The sequence below is a fragment of the Arthrobacter sp. NPDC057009 genome, from assembly GCF_042673905.1.
In the GTDB taxonomy this organism is placed as follows: Bacteria; Actinomycetota; Actinomycetes; order Actinomycetales; family Micrococcaceae; genus Arthrobacter.
On the sequence record NZ_JBHUSB010000001.1, the window covers coordinates 103772 to 122506 of the forward strand.

General features: G+C 67.6%; 14 protein-coding genes, 1 tRNA gene and 1 pseudogene. 4 read left to right on the forward strand and 12 right to left on the reverse strand.

The window, feature by feature from the left end:
* Window positions 1–27: 27 nt before the first annotated feature.
* Genes ACFTR6_RS00525 through ACFTR6_RS00535 form a run of 3 tightly spaced genes read right to left on the reverse strand, consistent with a single transcriptional unit; the run spans window position 28 to window position 4293 of the window.
* Window positions 28–2247 (reverse strand): ATP-dependent DNA helicase RecG, encoded by a 2220-nt coding sequence (locus ACFTR6_RS00525; RefSeq protein WP_377956532.1) that lies wholly within the window; start codon window positions 2245–2247, stop codon window positions 28–30.
* Window positions 2244–3245, reverse strand: coding sequence for a DAK2 domain-containing protein (locus ACFTR6_RS00530; protein WP_377956533.1), 1002 nt, complete (start codon window positions 3243–3245; stop codon window positions 2244–2246). Before ACFTR6_RS00530 ends, ACFTR6_RS00525 begins: the two co-directional genes overlap by 4 nt.
* A 22-nt stretch (window positions 3246–3267) precedes the next feature.
* Window positions 3268–4293: a thiamine-phosphate kinase gene (locus ACFTR6_RS00535; protein ID WP_377956534.1), complete on the reverse strand. Its 1026-nt coding sequence runs from the start codon at window positions 4291–4293 to the stop codon at window positions 3268–3270.
* Between the two features lie 120 nt (window positions 4294–4413).
* On the opposite strand from ACFTR6_RS00535, the gene ACFTR6_RS00540 reads away from it, so the two are divergent.
* Window positions 4414–4941 carry a DUF3515 family protein gene (locus ACFTR6_RS00540; protein WP_377956535.1) on the forward strand — a complete coding sequence of 176 codons (528 nt, stop codon included), beginning with the start codon at window positions 4414–4416 and terminating at the stop codon, window positions 4939–4941.
* Between the two features lie 22 nt (window positions 4942–4963).
* On the opposite strand, the gene ACFTR6_RS00545 is transcribed toward ACFTR6_RS00540, so the two are convergent.
* From ACFTR6_RS00545 to leuC, 6 genes are all read right to left on the reverse strand, one after another.
* The gene (locus ACFTR6_RS00545) at window positions 4964–6118 is read right to left on the reverse strand and encodes a D-alanine--D-alanine ligase family protein (RefSeq protein ID WP_377956536.1); all 1155 of its coding nucleotides are present in this window, start codon (window positions 6116–6118) and stop codon (window positions 4964–4966) included.
* Between the two features lie 17 nt (window positions 6119–6135).
* Complete coding sequence (locus ACFTR6_RS00550; protein ID WP_076802193.1) at window positions 6136–7188, reverse strand: NAD(P)H-dependent glycerol-3-phosphate dehydrogenase; 1053 nt, start codon at window positions 7186–7188, stop codon at window positions 6136–6138.
* Window positions 7185–7931: a lysophospholipid acyltransferase family protein gene (locus tag ACFTR6_RS00555; protein ID WP_377956537.1), complete on the reverse strand. Its 747-nt coding sequence runs from the start codon at window positions 7929–7931 to the stop codon at window positions 7185–7187. Before ACFTR6_RS00555 ends, ACFTR6_RS00550 begins: the two co-directional genes overlap by 4 nt.
* A 10-nt stretch (window positions 7932–7941) precedes the next feature.
* Window positions 7942–9267, reverse strand: a complete 1326-nt coding sequence (murA, locus tag ACFTR6_RS00560; protein WP_076802188.1) for a UDP-N-acetylglucosamine 1-carboxyvinyltransferase — start codon at window positions 9265–9267, stop codon at window positions 7942–7944.
* Window positions 9268–9468: 201 nt separating this feature from the next.
* Window positions 9469–10071, reverse strand: a complete 603-nt coding sequence (gene leuD, locus ACFTR6_RS00565; protein WP_087872975.1) for a 3-isopropylmalate dehydratase small subunit — start codon at window positions 10069–10071, stop codon at window positions 9469–9471.
* Between the two features lie 9 nt (window positions 10072–10080).
* A complete protein-coding gene (leuC, locus tag ACFTR6_RS00570) occupies window positions 10081–11535 on the reverse strand; it encodes a 3-isopropylmalate dehydratase large subunit (protein WP_377956538.1) in 1455 nt (484 codons plus the stop codon).
* Between the two features lie 112 nt (window positions 11536–11647).
* On the opposite strand from leuC, the gene ACFTR6_RS00575 reads away from it, so the two are divergent.
* The 3 genes and pseudogenes from ACFTR6_RS00575 (at window position 11648) to ACFTR6_RS00585 (ending at window position 15031) form a co-directional block, all read left to right on the forward strand.
* The gene (locus ACFTR6_RS00575; RefSeq protein ID WP_043420062.1) at window positions 11648–12367 is read left to right on the forward strand and encodes an IclR family transcriptional regulator; all 720 of its coding nucleotides are present in this window, start codon (window positions 11648–11650) and stop codon (window positions 12365–12367) included.
* A gap of 542 nt (window positions 12368–12909) precedes the next feature.
* Window positions 12910–14404 (forward strand): annotated as a pseudogene (locus tag ACFTR6_RS00580) (HNH endonuclease).
* 75 nt (window positions 14405–14479) lie between these two features.
* Window positions 14480–15031: a DUF1697 domain-containing protein gene (locus tag ACFTR6_RS00585; protein WP_087872973.1), complete on the forward strand. Its 552-nt coding sequence runs from the start codon at window positions 14480–14482 to the stop codon at window positions 15029–15031.
* Window positions 15032–15044: 13 nt separating this feature from the next.
* Here the strand turns inward: ACFTR6_RS00585 and ACFTR6_RS00590 are convergent, their stop codons facing one another.
* The 3 genes from ACFTR6_RS00590 to ACFTR6_RS00600 form a co-directional block, all read right to left on the reverse strand.
* A complete protein-coding gene (locus ACFTR6_RS00590; RefSeq protein ID WP_377956539.1) occupies window positions 15045–16640 on the reverse strand; it encodes a GTPase in 1596 nt (531 codons plus the stop codon).
* Between the two features lie 14 nt (window positions 16641–16654).
* Entirely contained in the window at window positions 16655–18412 is a 1758-nt protein-coding gene (locus ACFTR6_RS00595; protein WP_377956832.1) for a dynamin family protein, read from the reverse strand.
* A 206-nt stretch (window positions 18413–18618) separates the two neighbouring features.
* Window positions 18619–18691 (reverse strand) — tRNA-Glu (locus ACFTR6_RS00600).
* Between the last annotated feature and the right edge of the window lie 44 nt (window positions 18692–18735).

Genomic DNA, 18735 nt, shown 5'->3' on the forward strand with positions numbered 1-18735 from the left:
GGCAGTGCGGGTGGCAGGGGGTTCGTGCTAGCCACGTTCAAGGAACGCCTCCTTCTCGGGATTCAGGTACTCGTCAATGGCCTCGGCAAGTGCGGCATGGCCGGCCAGGCCGGGGTCGGCGGCGACGATCTGCTGGGCATCCTGCCGGGCCCGGGCAATGATGTCCTCGTGTTCCAGTACGCGGAGCAGCTTCAGCGTGGACCGGCCGCCGGACTGGGAGGCGCCGAGGATGTCACCCTCGCGGCGCAGTTTGAGGTCCTCCTGCGAAAGCTCGAACCCGTCCGTGGTGGACGCCACCGCATCGAGCCGGCGCCGGCTGGGGTGGCCCGGTTCAAGCGTTGTCACGAGCAGGCACGTCCCCGGCAGGCCGCCCCGACCCACGCGCCCGCGGAGCTGGTGAAGCTGCGAGATGCCGAAGCGGTCCGCGTCCAGGATGACCATCAGGGTGGCGTTGTGCACGTCCACGCCCACCTCGATCACGGTGGTGGATACCAGCAGCTTGGTCTGGTTGGCGGTGAACGACGCCATGGTCTCGGACTTCAGCACCGGGTCCTGGCGCCCGTGGAGCGGGGCCAGGGGCACTCCGGACAGCGCCGGCTCCTCCTTGAGGTGATCGACGACGGCGGTCACGGACGCCAGTTCGCGTGCGGGACCGTCCCCCTCCAGTTCCCCGGGATCAGGTTCCGCTTCACCGGGAGTGAAGTCGCCGTCGTCGTCCGCCCCAATCTTGGGGCACACGACGTACACCTGGTGGCCGGACTCGATCTCCTCGCGGGAACGGGACCAGATGCGGGCAGCCCAGGCGGGGTTCTCCGCGAGACCCACTACGTGCGTGGTGATCGGTGCCCGGCCGGCCGGCAGTTCGTCAAGCACTGACGTTTCGAGGTCACCGAAAACCGTCATGGCCACGGTCCGCGGAATCGGGGTGGCGGTCATGACCAGCAGGTGCGGCGGCTTGCTGGCCTTGGCCCGCAGGGCATCGCGCTGTTCCACCCCGAAGCGGTGCTGCTCATCCACCACGATGAGGCCCAGATCAAAGAATGTGACGTTGTCGCTCAGCAGCGCGTGCGTGCCGATGACAATCCCGGCCGTCCCGGAGGCGGCGTCGAGCAGCGCCTGCTTGCGGGCGGCCGTCGGCATGGAGCCGGTGAGCAGGCTGACCTGCACCGCGTTGTCACCCAGCCCGCCCAGGAGTCCGTCACGGGCCAGCGGGCCGAGCGTCCGCCGGATGGACTCGAAGTGCTGCGCCGCCAGGACTTCCGTGGGTGCCAGCAGCGCCGCCTGCCCCCCGGCGTCCACAACCTGGAGCATTGCCCGCAGCGCCACAATGGTTTTGCCGGAGCCGACCTCGCCCTGCAGGAGCCGGTTCATGGGCCAGTTCTGCGACAGCTCCTCCGCGAGCGTCTTGCCGACGGCGGACTGGCCGGCGGTCAGGGTGAACGGCAGCTGCCTGTCGAAGGCTGCGAGCAGTCCGTCGGTCACCGGACGCCGGGCGGTGGCCTCCTCGGCCGAAAGCTGGGCGCGCCGGCGGGCGAGGGCGGACTGGAGGACCAGCGCCTCCTGGTAGCGGAACCGGTCCCTGGCCTTGCGCCAGTCCTGCGCGTTTTCGGGGGTGTGGATGAGCCGGTAGGCCTCCGGCACCGGAAGGAATTTTTGGCGGGCTGATATGGCCGCCGGCAGCGGATCCGGCAAGGCGTCCAGGTCCGCGGTTGCCAGCAGGGCCTTCACGACATTGTGGATGGCCCAGCTGGTGATGCCTGCGGTGGCCGGGTAAATCGGGATGGGCATGGCCGCGAGCTTTTCAGGGTCCGTGCCCGCGATATCCGGATCCTTGTCCAGCAGCTGGTAGTTCGGATTGGTCAGCCCCAGTGAACCCTGATAGCGCGTCACCTTCCCGGAGAACATGACACGGCGTCCGGCATGCAGTTCGACCCTGGGGAGACGGGCGTTGAAGAAACTGATCTTCAGCGTGCCCGATCCGGCGTCATCGGTGACGACGACATCGGTGATGGAGCCCTTGCGTTGCCGCATCTGCCTGGTGCTGTTGGAGACGACGCGGGCGATGAGCGTCACTTCCTCGTCGAACGGAAGCTCACTGATGCGCGTCAGGTCACCGCGGTTAATGTACTTCCGCGGGAAATGGTTGAGCAGGCCGCCCACAGTGGTGATGCCCAGGTGCTTCTCGATCGCGTTCGCGGAGCGTTTGCCGACCCGGCGCTCGAGGCCGAGTTCCATTTCGACGTTCATCTTCCCTCTGCGCCCATTCCCTCTGCGCTCACTTCACCTGACGGATCCCGGGGCAGGGCGAGGTCGCTGACGGACACGTCCGACGGCTCGCCCAGCGACCTGATCATCGCCAGGGCGGGGCCCGATTCGGCAACGTGGACGTGGACCCGCCACCGGTACCGGCCTTCGACGTCCGCGGAAGGACCCGCCTGGCTCATGATCACGGAGTCACCAAGCTCATCGAGGCGCTGCCGGAGCATGGCGGCGTCGAGCGGCGAGAGGCTGATTGTGCACATGACCTCCACGCCGTCGTCGTCCGGCATGTCGGTGTGGATGTGGGGGTCCTGCAGGTCGTAGCCGTGCAGGCCGTCCAGCAGTTCGTTGCGGAGCTCCTCGCCAAGCACCACCGAGCGGAGGCAGTCGAGGATCAGCAGCATGCCCACACCGCCGGCGTCCACCACGTGCGCGGCCTGCAGCGCGTCAAGCTGGCCCTCCGTGCGGACCACGGCTTCGAGGGCGGCCGCCACGGCCGCGTCCAGGACAAGGCCCAGCGCATGGTTGCTGTCGTTGCCGTTCTGCCCGGCGTCGACGGCTGCGGCTGCCCGGCCCGCAGCCTCCATGACCGACAGCATGGTGCCGGGAACGGGGTCACTCAGCGCGGACCAGGCCCTGATCTGCGCGCGGTTGAGCGCGGCTGCGAGGAGGGACGATGTGAGCCGGGGATGCCCGGCCAGCGGTTCGGCTGCGGCACAGAGAAACACAGAGAACAGCGTGCCGGAGTTGCCCCTGGCCTGTTCCATGGCGGCCTGGCCTGCGCGCGCCAGGACGGCGCCCACGTCGTTGGGCTGCTGGCCCGCATCTTCCGGAACGGCGTCCTGCAGTGCCCGGGCCGCGGCACGGACCGTGAGGTACAGGTTGGTTCCGGTGTCGCCGTCGGCCACGGGGAAAATGTTGATGGCGTTGAGGCGGTCGCTGTGGTTGCCCAGTGCGGTTTCGGCCTTGCCCAACCACCGATTCATCGCTTGCGCGTTCGCGGCAACCCTAGTCTGCAAAGTGATCCCATCCCACGGAGTCAGCGGGCCGTCCCGCGATCGTCACGCCCGGCGCCTTGTCTGCGCCGCAGGCCTGTACTGAGCCTATCCCAGTAAACCCGGGCGGCACCTGCATGCCCGCCGGGAATGTGGCCAGGAGTCCGTGGTCCTCCCCGCCCCCCAGCACCCAGGCGCGCGGGTCTGCCCCGAGCAGGGTGGCTGCCGGGCGCAGTGGCTCGGCAAGCGCGGCCAGCTGCCCGGGGTCCAGATCCAGCACGACCTCGCTGGCGGCGGCCATCCTGGTGCCGTCCCGCACCAGGCCGTCCGAAATATCCATCATGGCGGTGGCGCCGGAGAGCCGTGCCAGCGGCCCCGCATCCAGGGGCGGCTCCGGCCGGCACTGAAGCTCAAGCATTGACAGCAGCTCCGGTGCCAGCGAGTCCACCTGGTGGCTGGATTCCAGCAGCGCCAGCCCGGCCGCTGCCCAGCCTGCCCGCCCGGCGATAGCCACGGCGTCGCCTTCCTGTGCACCGGACCGCAGAACTGGCTGCCCGCCGCCAAGCGTGCCAAGGACTGCAACGGTGACCGACAGCTCCCGCCCTCGGCCAAGGTCGCCGCCGGCAACGGAGCACGCACCGGCCCCCAGCTTGCTGATGGCTGCCGTGAGGCCGTCCGCCAGATCCTCGACCCATCCCACCGGCGTGTCAGGCGGCATGGTCAGGCTAATCACCATGGACGTTGCCGAGGCACCCATCGCGTTGATGTCGCTGAGGTTCTGCGCTGCGGCCTTCCAGCCGACGTCGTACCCGGTGGTCCGGTAGCCGTTGTTCCACTGAAGCCGGAAATCCTGGTCCTGGACCTGGGTGTCGATGCTGATGACTGTCCTGCCATCCGGAACCGCAACGATGGCGGCATCATCGCCGGGGCCGAGGACCACGGCGGCACTGTGCAGGGCGCTGAGTTCCAGGCGCGGGAAAATCCGGGCCAAAAGCTCCGCTTCGGACAGTTGGGCGACAGTCAATGGTGTTTGGGGCACGCCACTACGCTACCGCCACGGACGGACATTTTTAGCGGCGTCCGCGCTGCCTCAGTCACACGGTGCCCGGAGGGAACCGGGGGGTCAGAGCGGCTCGCTGCCGAGGGATAGGCTTGAAGGATGCATTACCCGCCTGCCCAGAAACTTGTCCAGAAACCTGCCCAGAAATCCGTCCGCAGGCTGAGGGTGGCAGCAGCCGCGGCAGTGACTGGTCTGGCGCTGGGCGGCTGTTCACCCGCCGTCGACGTTGCACCGGCAGCCGATGCGGCCAATCCGGCCTGTGCCCCCATGATGGTGGCCCTTCCGGATGCCATCGGCGACGCCCACCTGCGGAAAACGAACAGCCAGGCCACCGCCGCCTGGGGTGACCCGTCGCTGGTGATCCTGCGGTGCGGGGTGAACGCTCCGGGCCCCACCACAGACCGCTGCGTCAGCGTCAACGACGTCGACTGGGTCATCAAGGAGGGCAACCCCGTGTGGACGCTGACCACCTACGGCCGGGAACCGGCCACGGAAATCCTGATGGATCCCAACAAGATCAGCTCGGCCACCGTCCTTGCTGACCTTTCCGGCGCGGCCACGAAGATCAAGGCCAGCCGAAATTGCGTGGGCCAGGCGGACCTTCAGGACCTCCCCACCAGCAAATAGGCGGTGCGCCTGCCGGGCGGAATTAGCGCAGGCCGGTCCGCCGGTTCAGGGCCAGGTAGATCAGCTCGTCGATCAGCTCCGGATAGGACAGGCCGGTGGCCGCCCACATCTGCGGGTACATGCTCTTTGGGGTGAAGCCGGGCATGGTGTTGATCTCGTTGATGATGAGATCGCCGTCCGGGGTGTAGAAGAAGTCAACCCGGCTCAGGCCCTCCGCACCGACCGCCTCGAACGCCGCCGCGGCAAGCTCGCGGACGCGGGCGATCGCTTCCTCGGGCATGTCCGCGGGGCAGCTCAAGGCAGCAGCGTCATCCACGTACTTCGCCTGGAAGTCGTAGAACTCGTGCTGGTCCCCGGCCACCGAGATCTCGCCGGGCAGGGACGCGCGCGGCGCATCGGCACCGCGGCCCTCGAGCACGGCGCATTCGATTTCGCGGCCTACGATGCCGGCCTCGATCACCAGCTTGGGATCATGCTCGCGGGCCGCCTCAATGGCGGCGTCCAGGCCGTCCAGCGAGTCCACCTTGGAGATGCCCATGGAGGACCCCGCGCGGGCGGGCTTGACGAACACCGGGAAGCCCAGCAGGTCGACCTGCTTGCGGACGGATTCGGGGTCGTTGCGCCACTGCCGGTCGGTCACAGCGACGTAGGGGCCAACCTTCAGGCCGGCCGCCTCGAAGACCACCTTCATGAAGTGCTTGTCCATGCCAACCGCCGATGCCAGCACGCCGGCGCCGACGTAACGGGTGTCTGACAGCTCCAGGAACCCCTGGATGGTGCCGTCCTCGCCGAACGGTCCGTGCAGCAGCGGGAACACCACATCCACGGTGCCAAGTTCCTGCGGAACCTCGTTGGGGGCAGTCACGATCAGCTGGTGCTCTCCCCCGATCTCGGTGAGCGTCACCGTCTGGGCCGACGCCGGAACCTCCGGCAGCGCCGTCGCCGACAGGGACCACTGTGCCGTGTCCCCGGACGCGAGGACCCACTGGCCGGATTTGGCGATGCCGATGGGGACGACGTCGTACTTCGTCCGGTCGATGGCTCCCAGTACACCGGCCGCGGTCACACAGCTGACGGCGTGTTCGCTGGAACGGCCGCCAAAAAGGACGGCGACGCGCGGCTTGCGCTGAGTCGTCCCCTCCTGGGTTGCGTTGCTGTTCTTGTCCGCTGCGGTCAAGTTTTCTTCCGACACTGTCAGTAATCGCCTTCGGCTTTAAGTTCCCGGGACAGCAGCAGCGGCCCGAGTTGGTCAACGGACAATTTTCCGGCGAGGACCGCTACGACGGCCGCCGTGATGGGCATTTCGACGCCGACCTTGCCGGCAAGTTCGTGGACGGCCGGCCCGGACTTGATGCCTTCGGCCGTCTGGGTCATTTTCTGCGCGACCTCGTCCAGCGTGAGCCCCTGACCCAGCAGGCGGCCCGCGGTGTGGTTCCGGGACAGCGACGAGGAGCACGTGGCCACCAGGTCCCCGAGTCCGGCCAGCCCCGCCATGGTGTGGGCTTTGCCGCCGAGTGCCAGGGCCAGCCGGGACGTTTCGGCCAGCCCGCGCGTGATGACGGAGGCTTTGGTGTTGTCCCCCATCTGCTTTCCCTCGCAGATGCCCACAGCCAGGGCGATGACGTTCTTGACGATGCCGCCGATCTCAACACCGACGATGTCGGAGGTGGTGTAGGGGCGGAAGTAGGGGGCGGTGCAGCTTCTGGCGATCCAGCCTGCGACGGCGGCATCGGGGCAGGCAACGACCGACGCCGTGGGCTCCTCGCGGGCGATCTCCATGGCCAGGTTGGGCCCGGACACGACCGCGATGCGTTCGGCGGGGATGTCCAGCTCCTCGGCGATGACCTCGCTCATCCGTGCATCGGAACCCAGTTCGAGGCCCTTCATGAGGGACACCACGAGGGCGTCGGGCCCGATCAGGGGCTTCCACTTGCGCAGCTGGAGGCGGAGCGACTGCGCGGGAACGGCGAGGACCACCAGGTCAGCTCCGGACAGCACTTCGGCCACGTCCGTGGCGGCGGTGATGCTCGGCGGAAGGTCGATGTCGGCCAGGTACTGGGGATTGCGGTGGTTGCCGTTGATCTCGGCAACCACTTCCGGGCGGCGTCCCCAGACCCGGATGCTGCGGTCCACCCCGGAGGCGGTGGCGGCGTCGGCGAGGATTTTCGCGAACGTGGTGCCCCACGAACCGGCGCCCAGCACCGCCACGGACACGGCGGAGCCGGGCCGGGCAGAGACAGGTGTCATTTTTTGCCCCGCTCAACGTCGCGGCCGTGCTTCGTCTGGTTGTGGGCGCTCGGGTCCCAGCGCCGGGCGGGCGGCTGCTCGCCGCGGAGTTCGGCCAGGAGTCCGGTCACGGCATCCATAATGACGTCCGTGGCTTCCGCCAGGGTGGCCTTGTCCCGGGGCTGGCCCATGAACCGCGAGAGGTCAACGGGGTCGCCGATCCGGATCCTGGACGTCTTGCGCGGGAAGAGGTGGAAGCGCTTGGCGTAGCGGGGAAAGAGCTCGTGCGCGCCCCAGTGCGCCATGGGCACCACCGGGATGCCGGTCTCGAGGGCCAGCCGGGCGGCGCCGGTGTGGCCCTTCATCGGCCACAGGTCGGGGTCACGGGTCAGCGTTCCCTCGGGATAGATAATAATCGCACCGCCCTCTGCCACAACCTCCTGGGCGAGCTGCAGCGAGCGGTTAGCACCCGCCGTCGAGCGTTCCACCGGGATCTGCTTGGTGGCGTGCAGCACGGCGCCCACGACGGGAACCTTGAAAAGGCCCGACTTCGCCAGGAAGTGCGGGGCCCGCTTCTGGCTGTACAGCATGTGCCCGATGACGAGGGGGTCGATCTCGGTGCAGTGATTGGGTACGGCGATGAAGCCCCCCGCGGGAAGCTTGTCCGTGCCCTCCCATTTTTTGCTCATGATCAGGTTCAGGACCGGCCGGACGATGCTGGCGATCACCATGAACGTTATGTGGCTCTTGGCCGATTCCTTCACCGGGCCCCCGCTACTTCGCCGACGAGATGTCGAAGTCGGCGCCGAGCGCGGCCAGCTTTTCGGTGAACCGCTCGTAGCCGCGGTTGATGATGTCAATGCCCGTTACGCGGGAGGTGCCCGTGGCGGCCAGCGCGGCGATCAGGTGGCTGAAGCCGCCGCGCAGGTCCGGCACGTCAATGTCGGTTCCCTTGAGCTGGGTCGGACCCGAGATGACCGCGGAGTGCAGGAAGTTCCGCTGCCCGAAGCGGCACGGCACGCTGCCCAGGCATTCCCGGTGCACCTGGATGCTGGCACCCATGCGGATGAGGGCGTCGGTGAAGCCGAAGCGGTTCTCGTACACGGTCTCGTGCACGATGGACACGCCTTCAGCCTGGGTCAGGGCCACGACGAGCGGCTGCTGCCAGTCGGTCATGAATCCCGGGTGGACGTCCGTTTCCAGGACCAGCGGGCTGAGCTTGCCGCCGCGGTGGTAGAACCGGATGCCGTCCTCGGCGATATCCATGCCGCCGCCCACCTTGCGGAAGGTGTTCAGGAAGGTCATCATGTCCCGCTGGGAGGCGCCTTCAACAAAGATGTCGCCGCGGGTCACCAGCGCCGCGGAGGCCCAGGAGGCCGATTCGTTGCGGTCCGAGAGGGCACGGTGGTTGTAGCCGCCAAGGTCGCGGACGCCCTCGATGCGGATGGTCCGGTCCGTCTGGACGCTGATGATGGCGCCCATTTTCTGGAGCACGGCGATGAGGTCGATGATCTCGGGCTCGGTGGCGGCACCGGACAGTTCAGTGATGCCTTCGGCGCGCGTTGCGCTCAGAAGAACCTGCTCTGTAGCGCCGACCGACGGGTAGGGCAGGGAGATCTTGGCCCCGTGCAGCCCCTTGGGCGCGGAGATGTGGATGCCACCGGGGCGCTTCTCGACGACGGCGCCGAACTGCCGCAGCACGTCCAGGTGGTAGTCGATGGGCCGGTCGCCGATCTTGCAGCCGCCCAGGTCCGGGATAAAGGCCTCGCCGATGGCATGGATCAGGGGGCCGCACAGCAGGATGGGGATCCGGGAGTCGCCGGCGTGGGCATCGATGGCCGTGCTCGACGCCGTCTTGGCCGCCTTGGGATCCAGGGTGAGATCCCCGGTGACCGGGTCCTTCTCGACGGTCACGCCGTGGAGCTGGAGCAGGCTGGTGACCACCTCAACGTCCTTGATTTCCGGGACGTTCCGCAGCACGGAGGGCTCGTTGCCCAGCAGCGCTGCCACCATGGCCTTGGGTACAAGGTTCTTGGCACCGCGGACGCTGACACGGCCAGTTAGCGGGACGCCTCCGCGGATTGTCAGAACACTACTCATTTACCGGTTTCCTCACGACTACTCGCCCCCAAATCCTTACAAAGGCACCAGCTAAGCATATGAGTTCGCGTTACCGAACCGAAATACTGACGCGGGTGTGTGGGCTTCGGCACGCGAACCGGGGGCAGCGGAAAGGCCCGCCGCGGCTGTGCACGGCGGGCCTTTCGGGAATGCTTCGTTGCCTTGCTAAGACGGCCTTACTTATGCAGTCTTCGCCGGCAGCGTGAGGGGCTTGAAGGACGGCCGCGTCGCTTCGTAGGCCGTGATGTCCTCCTCGTGCTGCAGGGTCAGCCCGATGTCATCGAGGCCCTCGAGCAGGCGCCAGCGCGTGTAGTCGTCGATCTCGAAGGGTGCCACAACGTTGCCGCACGTGACGGTCTTGGACACGAGGTCAACGGTCACCTCGGTGCCCGGGGCGTTTTCGAGAGTCTTCCAGATGAGCTCGATGTCATCCTGGGCAACTTGGGCGGCAAGGAGTCCCTGCTTGCCCGAGTTGCCGCGGAAGATGTCGGCGAACCGGGAGGAGAGCACGGCACGGAAGCCGTAGTCCTTGAGCGCCCAGACGGCGTGCTCGCGGGAGGAGCCGGTGCCGAAGTCGGGGCCGGCCACCAGCACGGACCCGGTGTTGAACGGCTCCTGGTTCAGGATGAAGGAAGGATCCTTCCGCCAGGCGGAGAAGAGCGCGTCTTCAAAGCCGGTGCGCGTAATGCGCTTAAGGTACACGGCCGGGATGATCTGGTCAGTATCGACGTTGCTCTGGCGCAGCGGGACGCCAATGCCGGTGTGGGTGGTGAACTTTTCCATGGCGTCTTCCTAGGCGGCGTCGGTGGTCAGGGCTGCGGATTCCGGTGCCGGATCGAGGTCCGACGGCGAGCTCAGCGTGCCGCGGACGGCCGTGGCGGCTGCTACAACCGGAGAGACGAGGTGCGTGCGGCCGCCCTTGCCCTGCCGCCCTTCAAAGTTGCGGTTGGAGGTGGAGGCGCACCGCTCCCCCGGCTCCAGCTGGTCCGGGTTCATGCCGAGGCACATGGAGCAGCCGGCGAAGCGCCACTCCGCGCCGAAGTCCTTGAACACACGGTCCAGTCCTTCAGCCTCGGCCTCGAGGCGCACCCTGGCCGAGCCGGGAACCACGAGCATCCGGACCTTCGGGTCCTTCTCGCGGCCGCGGATGATGTCCGCCGCCGCACGCAGGTCCTCGATGCGGGAGTTGGTGCAGGAGCCCAGGAAGACGGTGTCCACGCGGATGTCCTTCATGGGCGTTCCGGCTTCCAGTCCCATGTACTGCAGGGCACGCTCAGCGGCGGCCTTGGCGTTCTCGTCGCCGAAGTCCTCCGGGGACGGCACGTTGGCCGAGAGGGAGACACCCTGGCCCGGGTTGGTGCCCCAGGTGACGAACGGCTCGAGCGTGTTGGCATCCAGGTCAACCTGGGCGTCGAAGACGGCATCTTCGTCGGTGCGCAGCGTGTTCCAGTACTCGACGGCGGCGTCCCAGTCCGCGCCCTCCGGCGCGTGCGGCCGGCCCTTCATGTAGGCGTAGGTAGTCTCGTCCGGAGCCACCATGCCGGCGCGGGCGCCTGCTTCGATGGACATGTTGCAGATGGTCATGCGGGCGTCCATGGACAGCGCGCGAATGGCGGAGCCGCGGTACTCCAGGACGTAGCCCTGGCCGCCGCCGGTGCCAATCTTGGCGATGACAGCGAGGATAATGTCCTTAGCGGTCACGCCGGGGCGCAGGGTGCCCTCGACGTTGATGGCCATGGTCTTGAAGGGCTTGAGGGACAGCGTCTGGGTGGCCATGACGTGCTCCACCTCGGACGTGCCGATGCCCATGGCCAGCGCGCCGAACGCGCCGTGGGTGGAGGTGTGCGAGTCGCCGCAGACCACGGTCATGCCGGGCTGGGTCAGCCCAAGCTGCGGGCCGACGACATGCACGATGCCCTGCTCGGCGTCGCCGAGGGGATGCAGGCGGACGCCAAACTCCTCGCAGTTGTTGCGCAGGGTCTGGATCTGGGTCCGGCTGGTGAGGTCGGCAATCGGCTTGTCGATGTCCAGCGTAGGGGTGTTGTGGTCCTCGGTGGCGATGGTGAGGTCCGGGCGGCGCAGCTTGCGGCCAGCCAGGCGGAGCCCTTCGAACGCCTGCGGGGACGTCACCTCATGGACGAGGTGCAGGTCGATGTACAGAAGGTCAGGCTGGGCGTTGGCGCCGTCGCCGTCACCTTTGCGCACCACGTGCGCATCCCAGACTTTCTCGGCCAATGTTTTGGCCATGGCCATCTCCCTTCGGTGCTGTTTTGCTCTTAGTTCCACTGAAACAGCAGAGCTGTGTAATAAGCCAGTCAAATGATTTGCATCTCAGATATTGAGACGGCAATATCAATACATGGACAATTCTAGTGGAGTCGGTGTCATTGATAAAGCAGCGCAGGTGCTCGACGCGCTTGAGGCCGGACCCACCACTCTTGCGCAGCTCGTCGCTGCCACAGGACTGGCGCGGCCCACGGTGCACAGGCTGGCACTGGCGCTGGTTCACCACCGCCTGGTGAGCCGTGACATCCAGGGCCGCTTTGTCCTCGGCAGCCGGCTCGTCGAGCTCGCTTCCGCTGCCGGCGAGGACAGGCTGATCGCCTCTGCTGGGCCCGTGCTCATGCAGCTGCGCGACGCCACGGGCGAAAGCGCCCAGATCTTCCGCCGCCAGGGTGACTGGCGGGTCTGCGTCGCCTCCGCCGAACGGCCCATCGGGCTTCGCGACACCATCCCGGTCGGAACACAGCTGTCCATGAAAGCCGGTTCTGCGGCCCAGGTGCTGCTCGCCTGGGAAGACCACGACCGCCTGCTGGAAGGCCTGCAGTCGGCGCGCTTCACGCCCACCGTCCTGGCCGGAGTACGACGGCGGGGCTGGGGCCAGAGCCTCGGCGAACGGGAGCCGGGCGTCGCCTCAGTCTCCGCACCGGTGCGCGGCCCTTCCGGCCGCGTCATTGCCGCCGTTTCCATCTCCGGCCCCATCGAGCGGCTCACCCGCCAGCCCGGACGGCTGCACGCGGAAGTCGTATGCAACGCGGCCCGCGTCCTGACCGAAGCCCTCCGCAAGAATAACGACTGACTCCCCCCCTTGCTGGACCCGCCGGCGAGCGGGTCTAAATACAGCGCCCAACCGGGTGGCAGTTCAGGGCCTTCTCCCCGCCGGAAACGCCTTGATCTGCTACCCGGTTTTGGTAGTGGGATGCATCCAAAAAAGTTTCTGGATTCTGTTCAGATCTGGTGCCCGATCCGCCTTATTTTGTCGTACCCCCCAGGCAGACTGTGTTCATGGAGGTTCTCGGGAACTCAGCAGCAGCACCGGCCACGCGTGCCGGCGGGCTGCCTGGCGACACCGTTCCCGATGGCTGGTTCTCCGAAAAGGTTTTTCCCTTTGAGGGCTTCGCCGGCGACGAATTTCCCTACGGCGCTGATCCGGACTCCGCGTATCCGGAGGACCCTTTCCCCGGTGGGGAGTATGAGGACGGGGTTTTTCCGGAGGACCCGTTCCCCGAGCTCCTTGATGCCCCGTTCCCCGAGCTCCTTTCCAGGGACCACCTGTTCACGGACGCCGCCCCCACCGCCAGTGGCGCGGCCTCCGGTGCCAACACCGCTCCTACACCTGGGCTGGGTGTCGACGACCGGGTCGGGACGGTGAAGACGCTGTTGCGGGCCGATCTCAGCGCCGATGGTCCCGGGCTGATCGACCAGACCACGGTGCTGGAGAAATTCAAACGCTGGGCCACAGGGCAGCAGGCAAGGCTGGCCGTCGAGTTCGAAGCCAGACAGCGGCAGGAACAAGCCGGACCCGCGACCGTGAACGTTCCGGCGCAGGCCGCTTCCGGGCTGGCCACAAGCAGCACCCTCTCGGCTGAGGATCTGGGCAAGAAGCGGCACACGGAACATAGCCTGGGTGTGGCCGAGCAGATTGCGCTGGCCAGGGGTGAGTCCCCGCACCGGGGAGGCCGGCTGCTGGGCATGGCCAGGGCCCTGGTCATTGAGATGCCGCACACACTCAGGGCGTTGGATACCGGCCAGCTGAATGAAGAAAAGGCCATGTACGTCGTGAAGGAAACGGCCGTCCTGGCGGTGGAGGACCGGGCCGCGGTGGATGAGGAACTCGCCGCCGATACCGGGACTTTTGACGGGGTGGGGACCCGCGGCTTTATCGCCGCTGTGAAAGCGGCCGCGATCCGACGGGATCCGCGCTCGGTCACCCAGCGGGCCAGCCACGCCGCCTCCGACCGGGGCGTGAGCCTGCGCCCCGCCCCCGGACTGCATGACGTACCTGACAGCCCTGCTGCCCGCCCACCAAGGCGTGGCCGTGTATGCGGCACTCACCCGGCAGGCCGACGCCCTCCGCTCCGCCGGGGACCCACGCTCCCGGAACCAGGCCATGGCCGACACCCTCGTCGAGTGGACCACCGGCACCCCCGGCGGCATTACCGGCGTCGAGGAAAACCTCGTCATGACCGACCGCACTCTCCTCCAGGGGGACAGCGAACCTGCAAGGCTCACCGGCTACGGCATCGTCCCCGCAGCATGGGCCCAGGAACTCCTCAACCAGGAACAAGTAGCGCAGCAGCCCCTCCAGCCAAACACTGGCAGCTCAAACGCGTCCGGCTCGAATACAGGCAAGAAGGACGCGGTGATCCGCCGGAACGGCGCCGTGAAAGACCTGAGGATCTGGCTGCGCCGGCTCTACACCGCCCCGGACACCGGCGACCTGGTCGCCATGGACTCGAAACGGCGGCTCTTCCCGCCACCGCTGCGCCGCTTCATCCAGGTAAGGGACAACACCTGCCGCACCCCCTACTGCGACGCCCCCATCCGACACCACGACCACATCGTCCCCTGGCACAACGACGGCCCAACAAGCCTCGAAAACGGCGCCGGACTCTGCGAAGCCTGCAACCACACCAAAGAACTCCCCGGCTGGAAAGCACAACCCAGACCAGGACCAAGACACACTATCGAAATCACCACACCGACCGGCCACACCTACCAATCCACCGCACCCCCGCTACCCGGAACCAGGCTGGCCAGTCTGACCGGAACCAGACGCGTTGGAGCGGGGCTTCGCGAAGCTCACCACATCGAAGACGACGGCCCGGCGCCGTAGCACCCGCCGGCATATTGTCCGAGACCGTAGAGGGAAGCTCGGCCGTGACGCACTATCGCGCAGTAGTGTGGGCGCATGACCAGCTATGCAGTGTTCCTCCGCGGCATCAATGTGGGCGGCATCAACATCAAGATGGCGGACCTTAAGGAGGCCCTCAAGGACGGCCCGTTCAGTGGCGTGAAAACGCTGCTCGCAAGCGGCAATGTTGTGCTGGCCAGCGACCTGGGTCCTGCCGCCGTCAAGAAGGAGTTCGAGACAACGCTGCGGGAGGGCTTTGGCTATGACGCCTGGGTGGTGGTGCTGACCTCGGACCGCGTGGCTGAACTCGTGGCCGCGTGCCGTTACCCAGCCGACGACAAAACCACCCACACCTATCTCACCCTTGCCTCGGACCCGGCTGCACTGGACGAGTTGTCCGCGGCAGGGCAAGCACTGGACAACGTGGAGCTGGAACGGCTGGGCGCCGAAGCCGTGGCCTGGCTGGCGCCCGCCGGCGGTACCCTTGAGAGCCCTTTCAGCAAACTGACGGCCAAGCCGAAGTACAAGGCTTCCACCACCACCCGAAACCTCCGCACCATGATCAAGGTCCGGGATGCCGCGAGGGCCCTGGAGACAGCAGCCGGCTGACGCGCCGGCAAAGCTAGCCCGCGGCCGTCCGCAGCGCGGCGCTAAACGCTTCCAATCGCCGAACTTCCGCCTCCACGGGTTCCACCACCAGCCGGTCCGCCACGTCTGCCACCGCCGCATTGAGCCGCTTCCTGGCCCTGGCGCCGCGGCGCTTCGCCACCCCGGCAGTAATGAACTTGGCCGTCACGGCGAGCAGGATCCCTAGTGCGGCTCCGCCCGCAACCATCAGGGTGGGCACGGGCCAGCCCTCCACACGCGGCACCTCGGGAACGGGCAGCTGCAGGTAACCGAGGCCCGCAAGCACGCCCAGCCAGCCCAGGCCAGCCACGGCCGCGAGCAGCGCCAGCCACTGGATGATGTTGAAGGCACCCCACCACCAGGACTTCCGCCCCGCTCCAAGATCTGCCCCGGCGATGGCCTGGTCAAGAGCATCCGGCAGCCGGTCCCTCCCCATCCGGGCGGCCGTGCGGATGGAGGCGCGCCAGGGACCGGGTGCACCGTCACTGGCGGCGTCGGCAAAGTTGCGAACGGCAGCGTCGGTCCGCGCGCGTTCCGGAGCGCCCGCGGGCGGCAGGGACGTCCGGTTCACCTCGGCGCTGGCGTCACGGCGCAGGTTGAGCCGGCGCAGCGGATCGGGTCTGAAGCGCACCAGCCAGCGGGTCACCGGCCAGCCTGTGCGCCGGGTCGACTCGATCCGGTACGACGAGGACACGGCATCGGCCACCAGCGGCACGTTGGCCGCCTTGGCCAGCTCATCAGCGAGCCGCACCGCGGTCCCGCGCTGAACGCCTGCAGCATCCCCGCGGCCGGAGGCTTCCCGCAGCTGGGCCGCAGCCTTGGTCACATCCGCGGACAGCCGAAGGGACAGTGCTTCCCGCTGCGACACCACACGGCGGATGGCAGCCCGGACATTGTCCACTCCCGATCCGGTCAGCGCGGAGGCGGCCAGGACCTGTACCTTGCCCAGCCCGTCGCGGGCGAGGATCCCCTTCAGCGACTCCAGCACGGGCTTGACGTCGGCATCCGGCAGCCTGTCCACCTGGTTGAGCACCACCAGCGTGACGGCACCGTGCGACGCCAGCGGCGCCAGAAATCCGTTGTGGACGGCGGCATCGGCGTACTTTTGCGGATCCAGCACCCAGACCAGGACATCCACCATTCCCACCAGCCGCTGCACGATATCCCGGTTCGCAGTCCGCGTGGAATCAAAGTCGGGCAAGTCCAGCAGAATCAGCCCGGTGTCCTCGTCGGCGAACCCGTCCACGGGGACTGCATGGTGGCGCGCCTTCACGTCCAGCCAGTCAAGCAGCGGCTCGCTGCCGTCGGCACCCCACACACTCGCCAAAGGTTCGGACGTGGTCGGCCGGCGCGCCGCCGCCGTCGCAATTTCAGCGCCGTTTACGGCGTTGAACAGCGTGGACTTTCCGCTTCCGGTCGCTCCAAAGAAGCCCACCACCGTGTGCTCTGCTGAGAGCGCACGCCGTGACCGGGCACGTTCCAGCACCCCGAGAACGTCCTCCAGCGCGGCGTCGGGCAGCACGCCTTCGGCCAGTTCACGCGCCTCGCCCAGCGCTTCGAGGCGGCCCTGCAGCCGTGTCTCTTCCTTCATCCTCCCCCGGCGGTTCACGTGGCGTCCGCCAACCGCGTCAGCGCCCGTGCATGCTCGGCGAGCTGGACGGCGGCCTTCCCCGCGTCCGCGTCCAGCCTCTCCAGGAACCGCTCCTGCTCCGCCGCCAGCAGGTTTCGGCACCTGCTGCTCAGGTCGTCGCGGGCGGTGTGGGCGAGCCGGCGTACGGCGTCCTCGCCGAAGACGGCTTCCAGCAGTTTCTGCCCCACCACCGCGGTTCCCCCGGCGACGCCGATCTCCAGGCCGGTCAGCCCGGCCGTCATGGAAAAAACCACAATCATCAGGGCTGCACCGAGGCCGTTGATGCCAAAGGACAGCCACCGCGCCTGGGTCCGCTTGTCCTGGCCTTCGGTCCTGATCAGTTCCATCAGCCCAGCCTGCCAGTCGCGTATTTCCGCCGCCACGCGGTCCCCAAAGCCGGGACCCGTTCCGGAGAGGTCGTCCGTGCCCAGGAGCTGCCGGCCCGCCGGATCCGAGCGCCAACGCTGGTCTGCGTCCTCCGCTGCCTTGGCAGCCTCATCCAGGATGACCGCCTGGAGGCCTGTTTCAATGGCGGTTTCCACTTTCACTGCCGGCGCAGGCTCGCCGCGGAAGAATGCGCCCAGGCGGTCGCGGAACCGCCCCACGTTCTGCTCCAGGCTGCGGAAGAACTCGCCCGTTCCCACGAAGTCCTGCCAGCGGGCCAGGACCTCGCCACGGAGGAGGGCACCGTCTTTGGTGGCGTCGATGATCCGTGTGCCCGCATCCTGGTAGGCGGCCCGCACGTCATCACCCAGCAGGGTGGCGGCGCGGCCCTGTTCCCCGGCGGCTTCGGCGATGTGCGCCACACGCTGGCCCAGCTCTCGTACAGCACCATGCAGCGTCCGCCTTGCGATGTCGGCGCGGGCCGCCGCATCTTCGGCAAGGCCGCGCAGCCAGGCTTTCAGCGGCTGCACGGTTTCCGCCGGAAGCATGCCGGCGCTGCCGAGCACGACTTCCGGAATGACGAAGAGGCGCGCGGCGCCCAAGCCCTCCCGCGCCAGCATGCTGCGCAGGTCCTCGCGCACTTCCGCTTCAGCGGCCGGCGGCACACGGTCGAGGACCACCGCCACCATGATGTCCCGCGATGCCGCGTTCAGCAGCAGCTTCCATGGGACGGCGTCGGCGTACCGGTTGGCGGTGGTCACGAAGATCCAGAGGTCGGCGGCCGCCAGCAACTGCCCGGCGAGCCTGCGGTTCTCGTCGGAGATGGAGTCGACGTCGGGCGCATCCAGCAGTGCAATGCCTTCGGGCACGGCTGGTTCGCCTACCAGGACCAGCGACGAGACGGGAGCAGAGTCCGACGGCGGCCCGGCCTGCCCGGCCGGCTGGCGGTTGGGGAGGGCCGGGACAGCGGCCGGGACTACGGTTCCGCGGATCCGGCTGAGGCCGGGCAGTACCCGCTGGTCCTCGAACCAGGCGGCTTCCGAGGGATGGTGCAGCAGGATGGGCTGCCGGGTGGTGGGCCGGATGGCCCCGGCACGCGTTACGGGATGGCCCACGAGCGCGTTCACGAGAGTTGATTTGCCGGCGCCCGTTGAACCGCCGACGACGGCCAGCAGCGGGGCGTCCAGGCTGCGGTAGCGGGGCAGGATGTAGTCATCGAGCTGGGCCACGGAGTTCCGGATCTCCAGCCGTGCCTGGTCGGCCGTCGGCAGCGCCAGCGGCAGCGTGACATCTGCCAGGTTGCGGCGGACCTCCTCGAGGAGGCGCACGCCGGCAGGCTGCGTTTCCATGTCCTGGCCGCTGGCTGGCGGGATCCGGTTGGAGGTCACAGCCTCATCATGCCAGTTCAGATGTGTTTTGGGGTTCAGGACCACCGAACAGAGCGGAACCACAGGACAGAGTGGAGCCACAGTACAGAGCAGAACCACAGAACAGACCATACAAATTCAGGCAACACAAAACCGGCCCCGGGCTGTTGCCCGGAGCCGGTTGCTTGTGACCCCAGCGGGATTCGAACCCGCGTTACCGCCGTGAGAGGGCGGCGTACTAGGCCGCTATACGATGGGGCCGCGTACTTTCCGATCAGCGTTTCCGCTGATCAAGCCAAGTTAGT

Coding starts and splice junctions, on each gene's coding strand:
- ACFTR6_RS00525 (WP_377956532.1), bottom strand. CDS start 2,247: ATGAACGTCGAAATGGAACTCGGCCTCGAGCGCCGGGTCGGCAAACGC.
- ACFTR6_RS00530 (WP_377956533.1), bottom strand. CDS start 3,245: ATGAATCGGTGGTTGGGCAAGGCCGAAACCGCACTGGGCAACCACAGC.
- ACFTR6_RS00540 (WP_377956535.1), top strand. CDS start 4,414: ATGCATTACCCGCCTGCCCAGAAACTTGTCCAGAAACCTGCCCAGAAA.
- ACFTR6_RS00550 (WP_076802193.1), bottom strand. CDS start 7,188: ATGACACCTGTCTCTGCCCGGCCCGGCTCCGCCGTGTCCGTGGCGGTG.
- murA (WP_076802188.1), bottom strand. CDS start 9,267: ATGAGTAGTGTTCTGACAATCCGCGGAGGCGTCCCGCTAACTGGCCGT.
- leuD (WP_087872975.1), bottom strand. CDS start 10,071: ATGGAAAAGTTCACCACCCACACCGGCATTGGCGTCCCGCTGCGCCAG.
- leuC (WP_377956538.1), bottom strand. CDS start 11,535: ATGGCCAAAACATTGGCCGAGAAAGTCTGGGATGCGCACGTGGTGCGC.
- ACFTR6_RS00575 (WP_043420062.1), top strand. CDS start 11,648: ATGGACAATTCTAGTGGAGTCGGTGTCATTGATAAAGCAGCGCAGGTG.
- ACFTR6_RS00585 (WP_087872973.1), top strand. CDS start 14,480: ATGACCAGCTATGCAGTGTTCCTCCGCGGCATCAATGTGGGCGGCATC.
- ACFTR6_RS00590 (WP_377956539.1), bottom strand. CDS start 16,640: ATGAAGGAAGAGACACGGCTGCAGGGCCGCCTCGAAGCGCTGGGCGAG.
- ACFTR6_RS00595 (WP_377956832.1), bottom strand. CDS start 18,412: ATGGAAACGCAGCCTGCCGGCGTGCGCCTCCTCGAGGAGGTCCGCCGC.